Genomic DNA, 17,786 nt, shown 5'->3' with positions numbered 1-17,786 from the left:
TTCAGCGGCGACCCTGAGGTAGCCTTTCGCAAGTTAGGACACCCTACACTAACTTCGGCAAGGGGGCGTGGTGCGCGCTGGCGCGACGAATCCGCAGAGTGTCCGCGCCGAGGTCGCCCAGCTCCTGGGCGTCGGCGCGGACGCCGTCGACCCAGATGCCGACCTGATCGCCTCGGGTTTGGACTCCATCCGGATGATGTCGTTGTCAGGACGCTGGCGTAAGCAGGGCATCGAGGTGGATTTCGCTGCGCTGGCGGCCAATCCCACCTTGCGGGCATGGTCGGCGCTGGTGGCCGAGCGCAGCCCCTCGGAGGATATGCACCCCCACCAGGGTGTGCCATCGGCCGACGTGCCCGACCCCGGCGAGCCGTTCCCGTTGGCTCCGATACAGCACGCGATGTGGGTGGGGCGCGACGGCGGGCAGCAACTCGGTGGCGTCGCCGGGCACCTGTACGTCGAATTCGACGGCGCCGCTGTCGATCCCGTACGGTTGCGCACCGCGGCCGCCCAGCTGGCGATGCGCCACCCGATGCTGCGGGTCGAGTTCCTGCCCGACGGCCTGCAGCGAATCGGTGACCGCGAGCTTGCGGTCAAGATCACCGATCTGCGTGAGCACGACGCCGAGTCGGCCGCCGCTGCGTTGCTTGCCATCCGTGCGGCCAAGTCCCACCAGTTGCTGGAAGGGGAGGTGCTGGAACTGGCGTTGTCCCTGCTGCCGGACGGACGTACCCGGCTGCACGTCGATCTGGACATGCAGGCCGCCGACGCGGTGAGCTATCGCAACCTGATGGCCGATCTGGCAGCGCTGTACCGGGGTGTGCCGTTGCCGGGGCTGCAGTACACCTACCGCGAGTATCGCGCGGCGCTGGCCGCCAGCGCTGACGAGGCGAAAATAGACGAAGACCGTCAGTGGTGGGCGCGGCGCATAGCCGATCTGCCCGCGCCGCCCGCTCTGCCGTTGGTTCCACCGCCCGAACAGGCGAACCCGCGCCGCACCACCCGACGCTGGCACTGGTTCGACGCTACGGCACGCGACGCGTTGTTCGCCGCGGCCCGCGGTCACGGCATCACGCCGGCGATGGCTCTGGCGGCATCGCACGCCGGAACGCTGGCGCGGTGGTCCACCAGTCGCCGCTTTCTGTTGAACCTGCCCATGTTCGGGCGCGACCCGTTCCACCCCGACGTCGACAAGCTGGTCGGGGATTTCACGTCATCGCTGATCCTCGACGTCGACCTGACGCAGGCTCACACCGCCCTGGCGCGCGCGCGGGTGTTGCAGGAGACATTGCATGCCAGCGCCCGCCACCGGCACTATTCGGGGCTCTCGGTGTTGCGCGATCTGAGCCGTCACCGCGGCGCGCTGACCCTTGCGCCGTTCGTCTACACCAGCGGCCTCGGCCTGGGTGACCTGTTTGCCGACGCAGTGACCACCGAGTTCGGTACCCCGGTGTGGATCATCTCGCAGGGGCCCCAAGTGTTGCTCGACGCGCAGGTGACACCGCTCGACGGTGGCTTGCTGGTGAACTGGGACGTCCGCGAGGAAGCCTTCCGGCCGGGCGTCATCGACGCCATGTTCGCCTACCACCTCGACGAGCTGAACCGGCTCGCCACCAATGACGACGCGTGGAAAATTCCGGACTCACCGGCCCCACCGGCGGATCAGCGTGCCGTACGAGCCGCGCTCAACGGCACGGTCACGCCACCGTCGGGTGATGGGCTGCACGACGGGTTCTTCCGTCAGGCCCGGCGACAGCCCGACGCGCCTGCCGTGTTCGCCAGTTCCGGTGACCTGACCTACTCGCAGCTGCGCGGGCAGGCCCACGCGGTGGCGGCGGCGCTGCTGAAGGAAGGGGTGGTCGCCGGAGACACCGTCGCAGTGATGGGACCCAAGACCGGCGAACAGATACCGGCGTTGCTGGGCATCCTGGCGATCGGCGCCGTTTACCTGCCCATCGGCATCGACCAGCCCACCGACCGCGCGCAGCGCATCCTCACCACCGGTTCGGTGCGTACCGCCGTCCTGTGCGGCGGCCGGCCCCTGCCGTTGCCGGTGCCCTCGCTGGTGCTTGCCGACGTGCTGAACGAGTCGGCACCCACCGAATTCGGAGCGCTGCCAACAGATCCCGCTGCCCTGGCCTATGTGCTGTTCACCTCCGGTTCGACGGGGGAGCCCAAAGGTGTCGAGGTCACCCACGACGCCGCCATGAACACCGTCGAGTTCTTCATCCGGCACTTCGAACTCGGCGCCGACGACCGCTGTCTGGCGCTGTCGACACTGGAATGCGACCTGTCGGTCCTGGACATCTTCGCCACGCTGGGCTCAGGCGGGTCGATCGTGGTGGTGGACGAAGCGCACCGCACCGATCCGTACGTCTGGGCACGGCTCATCGACACACACCGGGTCACGGTGCTGCAATTCATGCCCGGGTGGCTGGAGATGCTGCTGGAGGCCGGGCGTGGCCGGCTCTCGTCACTGCGGGTGGTTCCCACGGGCGGGGACCGGGTACGCACCGAGCTGGCCCGCCGCCTGCACGAGCAGGCGCCCGGCCTGCACTTCGCGGGTCTTGGCGGCGCCACCGAAACCGCGGTCCATGCAACGATATTCGACGTTCGCGACCCCGCTGAACTCCCCGCACACTGGACTGCGGTTCCGTACGGAATCCCGTTGTCCAACAACGCTTGCCGGGTGGTCGACGAAACCGGCGCGGAGTGCCCCGACTGGGTTTCCGGCGAGCTCTGGGTCGGCGGTCGTGGTATCGCGCGCGGTTACCGGGGCCGACCCGACCTGACCGCTGAGCGCTTCGTCGAGCACAACGGCCGCACCTGGTACCGAACCGGGGACCTGGTCCGTTACCGGCCCGGCGGCACGCTGGAGTTCGTCGGCCGCGCTGATCATCGGGTCAAGATCAGCGGCTACCGCATCGAACTCGGCGAGGTGGAGGCCGCGATCGGGCGCGTCCGGGGTGTGCGGATGGCGGTGGCGACGACACTTTCCGTAGCCGGCGGAGCCGACATGCTCGCCGCCGCGGTGTCCGTGGCCGGCGACGGGCCCACCCCGGAGCAGATACGCCGCAACTTGGCCGAACTCGTTCCCGTTCATATGATTCCGACCCGCATAGTGCTGGTCGAGCGGATCCCGTTCAGCAACGCCGGCAAGATCGACCGCAAGGCGATCGCCACCGTGCTTGCCACCGCCGATGGTGCCGATGACGAATCGGCAAGCGTGGCACCGCGAACCACGGTGGAGCGGGCCCTGTGCCACATCGTCGCGGGTGTCCTGGGCCGCTGCGCAGTTGGAGTGCACGACGACTTCTTCGGCCTCGGTGGCGATTCCGTGCTCGCAACGCTGACCGTGGCCAGGATCCGGGAGTGGCTCGACTCGCCGACGCTGATGGTCGCCGACGTCTTTGCCGCCAGGACGGTGGCCGGGCTGGCCGAGTTGCTGATCGGCCGGGAGTCCGGCGGCGACCGGCTGGAACTTGTAGCCGAGATGTACCTGGAGATCACCGAAATGCCCGAAGGCGAGGTGTTGTCCGCACTGGATGCGACCTCGGCGACTGCGGAGTGACCTACCTCACGTGCTGACGTTTTCGCTGCGTTTTCACCCCGGCCGGGGACTATTGCATCCGCGCGCAGGGACTTTCGGCTCTATTTGCCGGCGGCGTAGTCCAGCCAAAATACAGTCCGCGGCATTCCGTGTCGCCAGAATTAAGGAGAAAGCGGGGTCGCTGCGGCGTGGACGCACTCAAGTCGGGGCCGGTGCGGGAATTCCCGGGCATCAGCGTGATGTCCACCGGTTGGCTGACCCCTGCTCAACGCGAGAACGTGTCGCACGCGGTCGGTGCGGTGCTGGCCTCCCACGAGATCACCGGCGGCGCCCGGGTGCGCGTCAAGACGGGATCGTGCGGTCGGGGTCCGATGGTGCTGCAGGTCAACCTGTCGGTAGGGGAACTGCCGGCGCGAGTGGCCGCCGTCACCGCCGGCATCGATGATCTGTCACCGGCACTGGACAGGCTGGACACGCACATCGCCCGGATGCTTGCCCCGTGGCGGCCCCGGCCATGGCCGGACGCGAGGCGCAGGATATTGACGGTGGACGGGCACGCCGATGTGGCTCGCCGGAAATCAGTGGTGCTGCAACGCACCACACCCGTGCAGGCAGTCGCGGTGATGGACGGCATGGACTACGACGCGCACCTGTTTCTCGATATGGAGACCGGCGAGGACGCGCTCGTCTACCGGGCCGGGCCATCGGGGTTGCGCATGGCCCGCCAGCGGCATGTGTTCCCGCCGGGGTGGTCCTGGTCGCCGGGTGTTCCCGGACCACGGGTGCCGTTGATCGTGAATTCCGCTGCTACGCCGAGGCTTACCGAATCCGCAGCAGTACGACGTGCGCGCGAGCACAACCTGGGACTGTTGTTCTACACCGACCGCGAAACCGGTCGCGGTCATCTGTTGTATCCCCGCCATGACGGCAACCTCGGCCTGATCGTGCCGACCAAGTAACCCTGGAGATATGTGTGCCCAAGGAATTGACGAATCTGCAACTGCTGCAAGAACTTGAACCCGTCGCCGAACGCCTGCTCAACCGGCACCTGTCGATGTTCAAGGAATGGAGCCCGCACGACTACATCCCCTGGTCGGACGGCAAGAACTACTACGCCCTCGACGGTCAGGACTGGGAGCCGGGGCAGAGCCGGCTCTCCGATGTGGCCCAGGTGGCGATGGTGCAGAACCTGCTGACCGAGGACAACCTGCCCTCCTACCACCGTGAGATATCCATGAACTTCAGCCTGGATGGCGCGTGGGGGCAATGGGTCAACCGGTGGACCGCAGAGGAGAACCGGCACAGCACCGCGTTGCGCGACTACCTCGTGGTGACCCGCGCGGTCGACCCCGTCGAGTTGGAGAAGCTGCGGATGGAGCAGATAACCCGCGGCTTCAGCCCCGGCCAGAACCAGCAGGGTGACATGTTCGCGGAAAGTCTGTTCGACTCGGTGATGTACGTCTCCTTCCAGGAACTGGCCACCCGGGTCTCGCACCGCAACACCGGAAAAGCCTGCGACGACGACATCGCCAACCAGTTGCTCGCCCGGGTGTCGGCGGATGAGAACCTGCACATGATCTTCTATCGCGATGTGAGTGCAGCCGGCCTCGACATCGCCCCCAACCAGGCGATGAAGTCGGTGCACAGGATCCTGCGCAACTTCAAGATGCCCGGATACACGGTGCCGGAGTTCCGCCGCAAGGCGGTCGTCATCGCCGTCGGCGGTGTCTACGACCCCCGGATCCACCTCGAGGAGGTGGTGATGCCGGTGCTGAAGAAGTGGCGGATCTTCGAACGCGAGGATTTCACCGGCGAGGCCGAGCGGATGCGTGACGATCTCGCGGTGCTGATCAAGGAACTCGAGGCGGCCTCGGAGAAGTTCGAGGAGTCCAAGCAGCGCTACCTGGACCGGGAGGCGCGCAAGGCCGAGCGCATCACCGCCGCCCGGGTGCTCAGAACCGAAGGGACGCTGACGCTCAGCGGGCACTGACGTCGGGTTCAGCCGAGCGTTCGAGGTATTCCGACAGCAGGCGGCTGACCAGCGATTCGATGTTCGACTCGATCGAGGACGCGAGGGTGGCGGTCACGGTCGCCACCGCCTGCGTGCGGAACCGAACCAGCATGGTGATCAGTTCGGCGACCTCTGCGTCAGCGGGCAGGGCCTCGCCGGGCTTGATCCGGTCCGCGACGTGCTCGAACCCGGCGCGCACCAGCAGGTCGCTGATCTCGTCGACCTTGGGCAGGATCTGCTCGTGCAGGTCGATGAGCTTGTCGATGCTCACCCCGTAGCCGCGGACCTCGTTGAACGCCTCGATGAGTTTGGGTCGGGTGACGGTCGCCCGCTCACCGTCGACACGGATGACGTGCAGTGCCACCAGCCGATCGAAAGCCTGTGCGTCGTCCACGAGTTGGCGCGCCTCGGCCAGCGACATGGTCTGAGACTTCTCGGTGGTCCAGGTGCCGACGATCGCGGTTTCCAGTCCCAGGACATCGCCCAGGTTCTTGCCCTGTTCCCACGCGCTGAGCATCTCCCGGACGTGGGCGATGTTGTAGCCGCGGTCGAGCATCGAGGTGATCAGTCGAAGCCGGGTGAGGTGGGTGTCGTTGAACAGCGCGATCCGCCCGACCCGCAGCGGTGGCGGCAACAGGCCGCGGTCCCGGTACACCCGGATGTTGCGCGTGGTGGTGCCGGCCAGCCGGGCCAGTTCCTCGATGCGGTACTCGCCGGACGTCGTGGTGTCCTGCGGGTGCCGGACGGCGGCGTCGAAGAGCTGCGCGACGGCCGTCTCGACGAAGTCGCGGGACTGGCGTCGCACGCGCTGCGGCGCACGCCGCACGTTATGCAGCACGCTGGCGATCGTGCCGGGTTCGGGCCTGGGGGCGGTCATGCGCCGACGCGGTGGGGCACGGCGTCGTAATGCCGGTACCGGAAGTCACCCATCTGGCGAAGATACTGGGTGGCCGTTCCCGGGAACATGGACCCGTTGTACCCGTCCTTGGTCAGATACCAACTGCGGCATCCGGACATCCACGTCGTCTTGGTCAGGCGGCGCTGGATGTGCTGATTGTGGCGACGCTGGATGTCCCGGCGCACGTCGAGATAGCAAAGGTCGTCGTTCAGGATGGTGGTGATCGCGCGCACCGCGTATTGCAACTGTCCTTCGATGTAGACCAGCAGAGAGTTGTGGCCCGGACCCGAGTTGGGACCCGTCATGAAGAACAGGTTCGGGTATCCATGGACGCTGATGCTCTTGTAGGCCTGCGCCCCGCCGGCCCAGTCCTCGGACAGCGACCGGCCGCCGAGGCCGGTGACCGTGAAAGGGGGCCCGGTGAGATGGACGTTGTAGCCGGTGGCGAACACGATGCAGTCCAGGTGGTGTTCAATGCCGTCGCTGGTTCGGATACCGACCGGGCTCAGCGTCGCGATCGGCCAGTCGATCAACTTGCAGTTGTCGCGTTGCAGCGCCGGGTAGTAGTCGCTGGAGATGAGCATGCGTTTACATCCTGGCGCGAAGTCGGGCGTCAGTTGGCGGCGCAGCCAGGGGTCTTTGACCTGGGCGCGGATGTGGGCCCGGCCCAACCGGGCCACCAGTGCGGTCAGCGGGGTGTTCCACACCAGTGCCGTGGCGCTGGCTTCATGACCCCAGAACAACATCTGGCGGGCAAGTTGTTGGGTGGCAGGGACTTTGGTGAACAGCGCCCGCACTGCGGGCGGTGTGGCGACGTCGAGCCGCGGCAGCACCCAGCCGGGCGTGCGTTGAAAGACCTTGACGTGGCCGGCTTGCTTCACGAGTTCGGGGATGATCTGAACCGCGCTGGCGCCGGTGCCGATGACCCCGACGCGTTTGCCGGTGAAGTCGTAGTCGCAGTCCCACCGGGCGCTGTGGATCTTGTGCCCTTCGTAGCTGTCCAGCCCGCGTATGTCGGGGAAGCTGGCGTCCGACAACGGCCCTGAGGCCAGGACGACGGTGCGTGCCCGAAACCTGTTGCGCTGCTTCGTCGTTGCGGTCCACACGCCGGCGTCCTCGTCGAACGTCAATCCGGTTACGTCTTGACCGAACCGGATACGTTCCCGGATGTCGAACCTGTTCGCCATGTCCTCGAGATGACGGTAGATCTCCGGGGCAGGGGAGTAGGTTCGCGACCACTTGGGGTTTTTGACGAACGAGTACGAGTACAACAACGACGGGACGTCACAGCTGGCGCCCGGATACCGCGTGTCGCGCCAGGTTCCGCCCACCCGGTCGGAACGTTCCAGGACGATCACATCGTCTGGTTTGTTCAGGCCGGCTTCGGCCAGTTTGATGGCCGCGCCGAGTCCGGTGAAGCCCGCGCCGATGATGAGCGCGGAATGGACACCCGTCATGATCAGGCCGCCGGTTCGTGGGTGAGTTCCCGCGACCAGCTCGGCATCGACTTCAGCAGCGGTTTGGGATAGTAGTCCGACAGCCACACCATGGAATTGGCCAGCAGTTGATAGGGGTGTCGCGGATTGACCACCCACGACGCATGCCGCTTGAGCAGCTTGTAGGTGGGCACCCGGGGGGTGCGGGCGCCGCGTTCACCGAGCTGCCTGAAGCGGTTGACCGCATTGAACAAGCGCTCAGGTTCCATTCCCATCTCGGCCATTTCGTTGCGCACCCGACTGAGCAACGGCACGTACATGACCAGTCCGATGATCAATCCCGGTGAGGCGAACCGCCCGACGAGTTCGATGGCCAGCCTACGGGCGGTCGCGTGACCGATCATCTCGAGGACTTCGAAATCGACGGCGATATGCCGTGACTCGTCGTTGTTGATCTTCTCGAACACCTGATGACAGACCGGATCTTGCACCGAGTCCAGCAGGAACTTCAGCAGCGCCCCGTCCAGTGCCACCTCCAGCATCGGGATCACGGTGCCCAGCACCGACAGCGGCATGTCGTCGGCGAAGGCGTCCAGCCACTCGATGGCCAGCCGGATGTTGACGTTCGGCTCCGGGATCTCACCCTCGTCGAGCATGCCCCAGCGCTTCATCAGCGCCAACTCCGCGTTGGCATGGCGCTGCTCCTCGGCGTGGAAGTAGCGGTAGATTTCTGCGATGGTCGGAGTCGGCGCCTTCTTCGCCAGCGCCGCGAAGCCCCGGGCGCCGATGTTCTCGATCCAGCACAGGTCGGCCATGAATGCTTTGAGCTTGGGCCGGAACTCGGGCTGGATGGTTTCGGCCCCCGGCGCGGCCCAGTCGATGTCGGCGAGTGCCCACTGACGATCCTTGATCTTGGCGAGCATGGCTTCCATTTCGATGGCCACTGGACCCTCCTTTCAGTTGGACGGGCGTTCTAGTGACTGGTCACCCGCGATACCAGGCCGGCCGCGCGCGTATATGCGCCCGGCGCAAGGCGTTTGATATTCCAGCCGATCTTGGCCTCCAGCTGGGGCATGCAGTACAGGTCGCCGCGGTCGTGGGCGTCCAGGCAGGTCCGGGCGACCCTTTCCGCCGAGAATCCGGACCAGCGCATCAATGTGTTGGCCAGCTCACTGGACTCCTCGCTGATGCGTCCGGCCGCCAGACCCGACTCGACGATGTTGGTCTTGACGAAGGTGGGGCACAGTACGGTGACTTTGATTCCGGAGCCGGACAATTCGGCCGCCAAGGTCTCAGAAAGCGAAACCACCCCGGCCTTGCTCACGTTGTAGGCGGCCATGCCCGGTGCCGATCCGAATGCCGCCGCCGACGCGACGTTGATGATCCCGCGCGGTGTCGACGACGAACCGGCCTCCCGCATGATGGGGGTGAAGACGTGACAGCCGTAGATGGGACCCCACAGGTTGACACCCAGCGTCCGTACCCAATCCTCAAGCGGGACATCGCCGATGGGTTCGCCGCCGGCTCCCACGCCGGCGTTGTTGATGACCAGCGTCGGTGGTGCGCCGAACCATTGCTGCGCGCGGTCGGCCAGGGCGTGCACGTCGTCGATCAGGGACACGTCGCAGTGCACCGCCACCGCCCTGGCACCGTCGGCGTTGAGCTCGTCGACGGTCCTTTGAGCGGCGGTCTGGTCGATGTCGCTGCAGACCACCTGGCCGCCGCGGCGGCCGAGTTCGGCGGCGAACGCCGCGCCGATTCCGCTACCCGCGCCGGTGACCACCGCGAGAGCGCCGTGACTCGGCGCCTTCCTGCCCAGCAGCCTGTCCAGTGGTCCCAGCATCAAACCGCCTCTGTCGCAGTGTCGTTCCGCAATGATTCGGTGATGAATCGCGTGGCGTGCGCCATGGCCTTTGCCGCATCCGGTGACATGCGGGGGAGTGCCTGGAATACGTGCATCTGGTGAGGCCAGATCTGCAGTTCGCAACTGCCGCCCGCCGCCTGGATATCGGCGGCAAGCTGACGTGCGTCGCCCTGGAGCATCTCGGCCCCGCCGGCCTGGATGAGGGTGGGCGGCAGCGGGGGCCCGGCGCCGACGTTCAGCGCCAGACGGTGGTGGGTAGGGTCCACCCCGGCGTGATACAAGGCAACTATTCTGGCGGCGGCCGCCGCGCGGAGCGCCGGATCGCGACGTTCCAGCTCGCGGGCGGCGCTCAGCCGGAATGTGAGGTCGATCAGCGGGGAGAACAACACCAACGAGGCGGGCGGGCGGGCGGCGACGTCGGGTTGTAGCAGCAGGTCAACCGAGAGGTGGCCGCCCGCCGAATCCCCGGCAATCGCAATGCGTTCCGGGGGTAACCCGGTCGCGTGAGGTAGCCAGTCCCATGCGGCGCGCACGTCGTCGGCGGCGGCCGGGAACCGGTGGCGGGGCGCGAGCCGGTAATCGACGCAGAACACCGGCAACCCGGTCAGCGACGACATCCACGACGTCAGCCTGCGATGGGTCCGGGGTGAACACATGGTGTATCCGCTGCCGTGCACGTAGTAAATCGCGCCGTTCACCCGACCCGTGCCCGTCGAGATGTGCGGTCCGCACACCCATTCGCCGATGACCCGACGGCCGTCCGGCAGAACCGAATTGACCTGTTTCACATGGGTACCGGCGAGCGAAGGTCCGAAAGTGCCCATCAGCCTTGCGATGAGCTGGCGCGTCATCCACATGCCCCAGGTCCGCTCCGGCGGTATCGCCGCCGTGATCGGTCGCACCATCACCGTGCTCACCGCTATCGCAGTGCGCGAACGCAGTGACCCCCGCGCCGGAACGCCGTAAGTCATGCGACTGAGTCAATCGCAAATGGTGACATTCGTCAATGGCAGGTTTGCGGCGGGGATCCGGTGTACCGGAACTACAGCCAGCCGGCGAGCATTACCTCAGCGCCGTCGCTGCCATCGCTCCCGTCGACGCCGTCGGCGCCTGCAGCGCCGGCGCTGCCGTGCGTGCCGATCATGCCGCCGCGCGTGGTGCCGGAACCGCCTTTGCCGCCCGGACCGAAGTCGCCTCCCATTCCGCCTGTGCCTGCGCGTCCGCCGCCGCCACCACCGCCGGCTTCGCCGGCCGCGCCGATCAGCCCGCCAGCCCCGGCGTTGCCGCCACTTCCGCCGTTGCCGCCATCGCCGCCGGCGCCGCCGACTCCCCCGTCACCGCCCCGTCCACCCGAACCTCCGGTGCCAGTTCCGAATAGCCCCGTGCCCAGGCCCGGGCCGCCGTCGCCACCCAGCCCGCCGGAGCCGCCGACGTCGCCGTTACCGCCGATCGCGCCCGCGCCGCCGTGTCCACCGTTGCCGCCGATGCCGACCAGCAGGCCGCCGCGACCTCCCACGCCGCCGGCGCCGCCGTGGCCGCCGGCATGGCCGGCAGTGCCGGCGCCCCCGGTTCCCCCGGCGCCCCCGGTTCCGCCGACGTTAGTTGCCCCCATGCCATAGCCGATGCCGCCGCTGGCGCCCGCCCCGCCCTGACCGCCACCGGCGCCGCCATCGCCGCCGGCCCCGCCGTTTCCGCCGGTCCCACTCTGACCGATCGTGCCTAGGCTCTGTCCGTTACCTCCTTGACCGCCCGCACCGCCGGCGGCGCTCGCGCCGCCGGTACCCCCGGCGCCGCCGGTGCCGCCGTGGGCCGCGGGCCCTGTGCCGCTACCGCCTGCGCCGCCCTGGCCGCCGACAGTTCCGCCGCCGGCGCTCGTGCCGCCATTACCGCCGCGTCCGCCGTCGCCGCCGGTGGCTGTGCCGGCGCTGCTGGTTCCGTTGCCGCCGGCGCTGCCGGTTCCGCCGGCCTGTGTGGGGGAGCTGCCGTCTACCCCTGGCACGCCATGTTGCCCGGTGGGTGTGCCGTCCGGTGCGGGGTCGCTGATCGATGCGGGGGGTCCGACGGGCGCGAGGCCGGTGGGGTTCATCCCATGGACGCCACCGCTGCCGTCGCCGCCAGGTCCACCGGCCCCGCCATTGCCGTACAGCAACCCGGCTGCTCCACCGCCACCGCCGTTCCCGCCGTTCGCGCCAGGCGTGCGGGCGGCGCCGCCGGCTCCGCCGTTGCCGCCGTTGCCGAACAACCAGCCGCCGGCCCCGCCGTTGCCGCCGTTGCTGCCGTCGACTCCTGCTCCGCCGTTGCCTCCGTTACCGCACAGTCCGGCAGCACCGCCGGCGCCGCCGGCGTAACCGCCGATTGCAGCGCCACCGTTGCCGCCATTGCCATACAACAAGCCGCCGGCCTGGCCGGCCTGGCCCGGAGCGCCGTCGGCACCGTTGCCGATCAACGGTCGGTTCAACAGCGCTTCGGTGGGTGCGTTGACCAGGTTGAGAACCGCCTGCAGTGGGTTCGCGCTGAGGCCCTCGGCGCTGGCGTAGGAGTCTGCGGCTGAGCTTAGGGCGCGCGTGAATTCGTCGTGCAACAAGGTCAGTTGAGTGCTCAGGGTCTGATAGGACCGGCCGTGCTCGGCGAACAATTCCGCGATTGCGGTCGAAACCTCGTCCGCCGCTGCGGAAGTCACCGTTGTCGTCCGGGCTGCCATGGCGGCGTTCGCCGAGCTGATCGATGAGCCGATACCCATGAGATCGTCCGCTGCCATTCCCAGCGATTGCGTTGCCGCCACCAAGAACGACATGGCGATACCTCCATCCGGCCACAGCGCGAGTGCTTGAAGGCGACGATAATGACGCAATCGCTCCAAAAATATGGAGCTCAAATGGCACGGGCGGCCGGCACATCTACCGCCTCAAACGTAAATCCAGGGCGGCGACACGCCGGTAGCAGTCGCCCTGAGTGCACGTGGGAAGACCCGCAGCGTCCCCGGCCGCAGCCGAGCCCCACTGAAGGATTAGCGACGCACCGTCCTTGCCGACGACGCGGCTGGAGCGCAGCGCCGTACACATGCACCGCCCTGCGGTGTTGACCTGACATTCGATCGGGATCGGCCTTAAATGTCCTCGTGTCGGCTTCCGAACAGTCGTGAAGACGGACGACGACAAAAGTCAGTGGTGAGTCGTCCACCGCTTTTCGATATGCGTCACGTAACGAAGCTCCACCACGAACCACAGTGCTCCGGCAACCGTGGCCAGCGCGGCGATGACCACGGTAGCCAAAACCCAATCGTGATGCCCATAGGCGGCCACGGCCACAGTGGAAATGAGCGCGGCAACTGCTACGGCCAAGAGAATCAACCCCGGCCACAGTAAATTGTCCTTCAGCGTAAGACCGGCACGCGGTTGCGTCGTCCGAAAACGGTCTGACGGGTCTCGATGCGTGTCTCCCATCATTACCCCAATCTGCGGTCGTCGCGCCGGCTAGTCCTGATGTTACTTGAGGCCGTAAACGCGAGCGAGACGCAATTTCTCCGGTACGTGGCGGCGTGGCAGCCGGCCTTACTCCGAAATGGCTTGGCTGCCCCTGCTCAGATCGACCCGACTTCGTCGCGGACAAACACCGGCCACAAGATCGCTCCGATGGTGGTCACCAGCCACACGACAACGGTGGTGGCGACCCAGGCTTCAACGCCACGCAGATCCAGACCATGTGTGAACACCGCTGACAGCCATAACGCGACCACGGTTAACGCCAGGCCGGTGCCGCCGAGCACTAGCGAGGCGTATCTGTGCGGCAGCTTCAAGATCCACACCGACAGCGTCGCCTGGGCCGCGGAAAACAGCGCTACCGCGAGAATGAACGCCCCTGGGGATAAAGAGACCCCTGGAACCACCGACGCGGCGAGTAGGAGTCCGATCGCCCACGCCGTCATCAATACCAAATCGCGAATCAATCCATGCCTCATTGATTAAGTCTAGGACTCTCACGAAGCGCGGCCCATAGTCGGAGAACAATTGATCGCATGAGCCAAAAATCGTTGACGACCGGGACAAAAAGCTCAGATACTCGGGCCGGCGCTCATGGCGTGGGGTCGTTTTCGTGCTGGTCGAGCCTGGGAGTTTGACATTTTCGGATGCCGCGGGCCTGCGCCGAGTAAATCGGTACGTCGGAGGCAGGCGGTGCTGACCGGTGATCGGCGACGGTGGCGCCAATTTCATGGTCGACTTCCTACGAGGCCGGCGCCCCCGCCGTCCGCTGGATGATCACCGCGGGCCGGTGGCGGGCTGCGCGACGCCTTCCCCCGAGTGCCGCAGCGGCCGGGAACGCACCAGCGTCGGCCACCAGAACCAGGGCCCCAGGATGCGAAGGATGCACGGCACGACGAACGAACGCACGATGAGCGTGTCCAGCAGCAGACCGATGCACACCGTGGAACCCACCTGGCCGATCGTGCGGAGATCGCTGGTCAGCATCGCCAGCATCGTGAAGGCGAACACCAAACCCGCCGATGTCACGACACCACCGGTGCTTCCGAGCGCGCGGATGAGACCGGTGTTGATCCCGGCATGCACTTCCTCTTTGACGCGGGCGATCAACAGCAGGTTGTAGTCCGAACCCACCGCAACCAGGATGATGAAAGTCAGCGGCAATACCAGCCAGTGCAGGTGCAGCCCGATGAGATGCTGCCAGATGAGCACAGAAAGCCCGAATGCGCCGGCGTACGAGAAGGCCACCGTCGCGGGAATGACGAAGGCGGCGAACAGACTTCGCGTGATGAACAGCATGATGAGAAAGATCAGGACGAATGCCGCGATCGCCGCGATGAGCAGATCGGACATCGCGTATTCCCTGATGTCCTTGTCGTTGGACCCCGAGCCGCCGATATAGACCCGCGCGCCGGTCAGCGAGGTCTCTTTCAAAATGGTGGTTATCGCTTCGGGGAACTTCTCCACGTGCTGCACGCCTTCGGGGCCCATCGCGTTCCCCTCGTGAGTGACGATGAACCGGGCGGCCTTGCCGTCCGGCGACATCAGGAGTTGCATCCCGGTCTTGACGTCTTCGTTGTCGAAACCTTCGCGGGGAATGTAGAAGAAGTCATCGCTGCGGGCCGCGTCGAAATCGAGCCCGACGTTGACCAGGTCGTCGAATGTCTGGTCCGTCTGCACGGCCTGCAGATCCGCGGAACCATAGGACTTGATCAACAGCGCGGATAACGCCTCGGTGTCGTCGGCCGTGAGCTTCAACTGGACGATGATCTGCGGCACGATCCTGTCCAGGGCCTCGATGGACGTCTTGGCGGCGGTGATGTCTTCGGCCAACTTGTCGATGTTGTCGAGCGCGTCGAATACCGATCGGAACGCCCAACACAGCGGCACATCGAAACAGTGGCGTTCCCAATAGAAGTAGCTCTTGATCGGCCGGAAGAAATCGTCCAGGTTTGAGATCTGCGAATTCATCTGGTCGGTGATCCTCTGCAGATCCTCGATCGTGAGTGCCGTCTGGTGCAGCTGATCGGACATGTCTTGGAAGAAGCCGATTTCTTTCCGCAAGACCGCAACGGAGTGCATCTGGATCTCGGCCTGCTCATTGGTGTTGGCGTTTTGCTGCCTGTTGAAAGGTAGCTGCTGACCATTCCCGCTGCCCTGTGTGGTGAACAGATAGGGAATCTTGGCTCGTTCCAGAGGCCGTCCCATGGGCCTGGTGATGCTTTGCACCATCGCGACGCCGGGCAGGCGAATGAGACTCCTGGCCACCCGGTCCAGCGAGATGAAGTCGGCCGAGTTTCGCATGTCATGATCCGTCTCGACCATCAGCATCTCGGAGAACAGCTTGCTCTTCGGGAAGTGTCGATCCGCCGCCGCGAAGCCGAGGTTGGCGGGCGCACCGGCTGGCTGGTACTGACGGTCGTCGTAGTTCTGCCGATAGGTCGGCACGAAGATCGCCCCGATCATGACGACAGCGGAACTGGCCACCAGGATCGGCACCGGCCACCGCACTACGCTCGCCCCGATCCGCCGATACAGATGTGCCTTCGCCTTCGATTCCGGATCGAAGAGCCCGAACAGGCTGCCCACGGTCAAGATGGCCGGGCCGAGCGTCATCGCTGCCGCGATGGTGAACAGCATGCTGATGGCGACGGCCGGTCCCATGGTGTGGAAGTAATTGAGTCGGGCGAACGTCAGGCAGTAACACGCGCCCGCGATCGTCAGGCCCGAGCCGACAATGATGGGGGTGACGCCCTTGTATGCGATGTAGTAGGCGTCTTCTCTGCTTTCGCCGGCCCGTCTCGCCTCGTGATATCGGCCGAGCAGAAAGATGCCGTAGTCCGTCCCCGCTCCAAGGGTGAGCGCGATGACGATGTTGACGGCGAATGACGAGAGTTCGATGTAGCCGAGATGTCCGAGAGTTGACACGATCCCTTTTGCCACCAGCATCTCGATCAGAACTCCCGCCAGCGGCACCAGCAGGGTGGAGAAGCGGTGATAGACCAGGAGCAGCATCGTGAGGATCAGGAAAATGGTGACGATCGTGACGTTGTTCAGGCTGGCGTTCGCGATAGTCAAGGTGTCCGACGCCAGGGGAGCCGCACCGCTCACGTAGACCTTGAGCCCGGGCGGTGGTGTGTCCTTCTTGATGATGTCCCGCACGGCGTTGACCGACTCGTTGGCTTGTATTTGGCCGATGTCGCCCGCCAGACGCATCAGCACGTAGGTGCACTTGCCGTCCACGCTCTGCGCTCCCGCCGCAGTGAACGGCTTGCCCCACAGATCCATCACGTATTGCACGTGCTTGGTGTCACGCTTGAGGCGAAGCATCAGATCGTCGTAGTAGCGATGGTCCTGATCGGCCAACAGCCGGTCGGCTTCGAATACGACCATGGTCAAGTTCGTCGAGTTGGACTCGCGGAACTTCTCCCCGATGTGCAGTAGTGCCCGTTGCGAGGGCGCGTAATGCGGAACCATCGGTCCGGCCAGCTCTTCTGCGACTTTCTCTACCTGAGGCATGAAAGTGTTGGTCGTGACCGCGATCAGTGCCCAGCAGACGATGATCGGGATGGCGAGGACGCGGACCATCCTGGGGAAGAATGGTCGTGTCACTCGGGGCTCGTTCAAGGTCTCGTTCGCGCGCTCGCTCATGCGGATTTCACTATGCAGTAGACGTGCGCATCCTGGTGATCATCGGACTGTTCGTTGCGGACAACGCCGTCCACCCGGATACGGCAGCCCACGTGACCACCGTGAACCTGCGCCGAGATGCTGCCGGACACCACAGTGAGCGTCGTCGTCTCGGTATGCGACCACGGCAACGTCGTGACATCGACCCGATGCGGATGCCCGTCGACGTCGGCGTAGACCAGCATGCCCCCGTCCCCGGCGGAGCCGAACAACTCATAGGTGAGCTGTTTGGGATTGAAGTCCGGAGGTGCTTGCGGCCCATTGACGGTGGGGACAGGCGCGGGCTCGGAGAATTGGTGCACCTTCCACATGCACACCAGGCCCGCGCCCACCGCAACGACGGTGACCAGAGGCAACCAGGCCCGCTGCAGCACTTTCCTGCCGACCGAACGAGGACTCATCCGATCACGCTGCCTCGCGGTACTTCTCGAAGGCGCCTCTTCAACCGCACGTGGCTGAGCATGCGAAGGGCCAGGTTGGTCGACGTCAACATGGGGATCAGCCCGAGAAAGGTCCGCTCGGACGGCCTGGCTCCGTGCAGGTGTTCGAGACTGCCGAACACGTAGAAACATCCCAGCATGAAAATCATGCCGGGGATGGAAAGTGCCATCAGTGAACCGCGATCAGCAGCGACCTGCTTGGCGTAGTTCAGCTCCTCGGCCGACATCGGCAGGCGTCTGCGCACCTTGCGCATGACGACCTTGGCGATGCCCACCTGCTCACCGATCGGGGTCGATTGCCGGCGGCTGAGGCGGTTGACGTAGAACGACGCCACAGTCGCCATCACCAGCACCAGCGCGAGGGACACCAGCGTCAACATCCCGAACAGACCCGAAAGCATGCTGGGACCTCCCCTCCGCC

14 protein-coding genes are annotated in these 17,786 nt (G+C 65.8%); 3 read left to right on the top strand and 11 right to left on the bottom strand.

Annotated features, from left to right (window positions below; translation table 11 throughout):
* Window positions 1–67 precede the first annotated feature (67 nt).
* From ACX9NE_RS05805 to ACX9NE_RS05795, 3 genes are all read left to right on the top strand, one after another.
* On the top strand, window positions 68–3,568 hold the full coding sequence (locus ACX9NE_RS05805; RefSeq protein WP_459360750.1) for a non-ribosomal peptide synthetase: 3,501 nt from the start codon (window positions 68–70) through the stop codon (window positions 3,566–3,568).
* A gap of 167 nt (window positions 3,569–3,735) precedes the next feature.
* Window positions 3,736–4,506, top strand: coding sequence for a sigma 54 modulation/S30EA ribosomal C-terminal domain-containing protein (locus tag ACX9NE_RS05800; RefSeq protein ID WP_459360751.1), 771 nt, complete (start codon window positions 3,736–3,738; stop codon window positions 4,504–4,506).
* A 14-nt stretch (window positions 4,507–4,520) separates the two neighbouring features.
* Window positions 4,521–5,537, top strand: a complete 1,017-nt coding sequence (locus ACX9NE_RS05795) for an acyl-ACP desaturase (protein ID WP_459360752.1) — start codon at window positions 4,521–4,523, stop codon at window positions 5,535–5,537.
* Here ACX9NE_RS05795 and ACX9NE_RS05790 read toward each other — a convergent pair.
* The 11 genes from ACX9NE_RS05790 to ACX9NE_RS05740 all read right to left on the bottom strand — a co-directional run bounded on the left by ACX9NE_RS05790 (window position 5,524) and on the right by ACX9NE_RS05740 (window position 17,766).
* Window positions 5,524–6,435, bottom strand: coding sequence for a MerR family transcriptional regulator (locus ACX9NE_RS05790; protein ID WP_459360753.1), 912 nt, complete (start codon window positions 6,433–6,435; stop codon window positions 5,524–5,526). The genes ACX9NE_RS05795 and ACX9NE_RS05790 overlap by 14 nt on opposite strands.
* Window positions 6,432–7,913, bottom strand: a complete 1,482-nt coding sequence (locus ACX9NE_RS05785) for a flavin-containing monooxygenase (protein WP_459360754.1) — start codon at window positions 7,911–7,913, stop codon at window positions 6,432–6,434. Before ACX9NE_RS05785 ends, ACX9NE_RS05790 begins: the two co-directional genes overlap by 4 nt.
* Before the next feature lie 2 nt (window positions 7,914–7,915).
* Window positions 7,916–8,836, bottom strand: coding sequence for a ferritin-like domain-containing protein (locus tag ACX9NE_RS05780; RefSeq protein WP_459360755.1), 921 nt, complete (start codon window positions 8,834–8,836; stop codon window positions 7,916–7,918).
* 29 nt (window positions 8,837–8,865) lie between these two features.
* Window positions 8,866–9,735, bottom strand: a complete 870-nt coding sequence (locus ACX9NE_RS05775; protein ID WP_459360756.1) for an SDR family NAD(P)-dependent oxidoreductase — start codon at window positions 9,733–9,735, stop codon at window positions 8,866–8,868.
* A complete protein-coding gene (locus tag ACX9NE_RS05770) occupies window positions 9,735–10,727 on the bottom strand; it encodes an alpha/beta hydrolase (RefSeq protein ID WP_459360757.1) in 993 nt (330 codons plus the stop codon). Before ACX9NE_RS05770 ends, ACX9NE_RS05775 begins: the two co-directional genes overlap by 1 nt.
* A 71-nt stretch (window positions 10,728–10,798) precedes the next feature.
* Window positions 10,799–12,550: a PE family protein gene (locus ACX9NE_RS05765; RefSeq protein WP_459360758.1), complete on the bottom strand. Its 1,752-nt coding sequence runs from the start codon at window positions 12,548–12,550 to the stop codon at window positions 10,799–10,801.
* Window positions 12,551–12,917: 367 nt separating this feature from the next.
* A complete protein-coding gene (gene usfY, locus ACX9NE_RS05760; RefSeq protein WP_459360759.1) occupies window positions 12,918–13,202 on the bottom strand; it encodes a protein UsfY in 285 nt (94 codons plus the stop codon).
* A 134-nt stretch (window positions 13,203–13,336) separates the two neighbouring features.
* Complete coding sequence (locus ACX9NE_RS05755; protein WP_459360760.1) at window positions 13,337–13,714, bottom strand: hypothetical protein; 378 nt, start codon at window positions 13,712–13,714, stop codon at window positions 13,337–13,339.
* A 298-nt stretch (window positions 13,715–14,012) separates the two neighbouring features.
* The gene (locus ACX9NE_RS05750) at window positions 14,013–16,823 is read right to left on the bottom strand and encodes an MMPL/RND family transporter (protein ID WP_459360867.1); all 2,811 of its coding nucleotides are present in this window, start codon (window positions 16,821–16,823) and stop codon (window positions 14,013–14,015) included.
* A gap of 59 nt (window positions 16,824–16,882) precedes the next feature.
* Complete coding sequence (locus tag ACX9NE_RS05745; protein ID WP_459360761.1) at window positions 16,883–17,326, bottom strand: MmpS family transport accessory protein; 444 nt, start codon at window positions 17,324–17,326, stop codon at window positions 16,883–16,885.
* On the bottom strand, window positions 17,323–17,766 hold the full coding sequence (locus ACX9NE_RS05740; RefSeq protein ID WP_459360762.1) for a hypothetical protein: 444 nt from the start codon (window positions 17,764–17,766) through the stop codon (window positions 17,323–17,325). The genes ACX9NE_RS05745 and ACX9NE_RS05740 overlap by 4 nt, the downstream gene beginning before the upstream one ends.
* Window positions 17,767–17,786 lie beyond the last annotated feature (20 nt).

It is taken from the genome of Mycobacterium sp. ML4 (genome assembly GCF_054515735.1).
The sequence above is the reverse complement of the archived record's forward strand: the minus strand, read 5'-3'. Positions and strand labels throughout refer to the sequence as shown.